This is a genomic window from Burkholderia sp. YHN3-13 (genome assembly GCF_055810675.1).
Genome location: NZ_JBVVNQ010000091.1, coordinates 1 through 675, shown reverse-complemented (window position 1 = coordinate 675; position 675 = coordinate 1). Strand labels below are relative to the sequence as shown.

Annotated in this window: 1 protein-coding gene and 1 pseudogene; both read right to left on the bottom strand. The window is 70.8% G+C overall.

What is annotated here, in order from left to right; all coding sequences use genetic code 11:
- Nucleotides 1-323: pseudogene (locus AC0KUR_RS38030) on the bottom strand (response regulator transcription factor); the annotation flags it as partial.
- A gap of 19 nt (nt 324-342) precedes the next feature.
- A partial coding sequence (locus AC0KUR_RS38025) for a sensor histidine kinase (RefSeq protein WP_473377410.1) occupies nt 343-675 on the bottom strand: 333 nt, incomplete at its 5' end.

Genomic DNA, 675 nt, shown 5'->3' with positions numbered 1-675 from the left:
ACGAACGAACACGGATGGGCAAGACACACGTCGCACCCGGCCTGCAGCATCCGCGCGCGCTGCACGGGCGTGGCGCCGGTGACGATCGCGGCGATCGTCGCGCCGCCGGCCGACACGGCAAGGTGCGGCAATCCCGTGAGGATCGCCGGATCGGCCGCCGCATCGGGTGCAACGATCACGATGGCGTCGAAGCGGTCCTGCGTCGCCGCGAAGCAGCCGTCGCGCCATCCGTCGACCCGCTCGACGCCGTGCATGCTCTCGCGAAACGCCTTGTCGAGCCGCGCGGCCTCCGGCGTCGACGGAGCAATCAGCAGGATGCGCATCGATCGCTCCCCGGCGCCGTCACGCGAGCGAGCGCGGCCAGCATTCGACCGTGATCGCCGTGCCGGCCGGCTGCGCATCGCCGATCCGCAGTGCGAAATCGTGCACGCGCATCACGGCCGACACGACGCTCAAGCCGAGCCCCGACCCGTTCACGTGGCGCGTGCGCTCGCCGCGATAGAAGCGTTCGAGCACCGCGTCGCGCTCGCCTGGCGGGATGCCCGGACCGGTGTCCTCGAACCGGACGAGCGGGCCGTTCGGCGTCGTGTGGAGCACGACGTGCACGCGCCCGCCCGGCGGCGTGAACTTGATGGCATTGTCCGCGAGATTGCTGAACGCCTCGAACAGCAATGC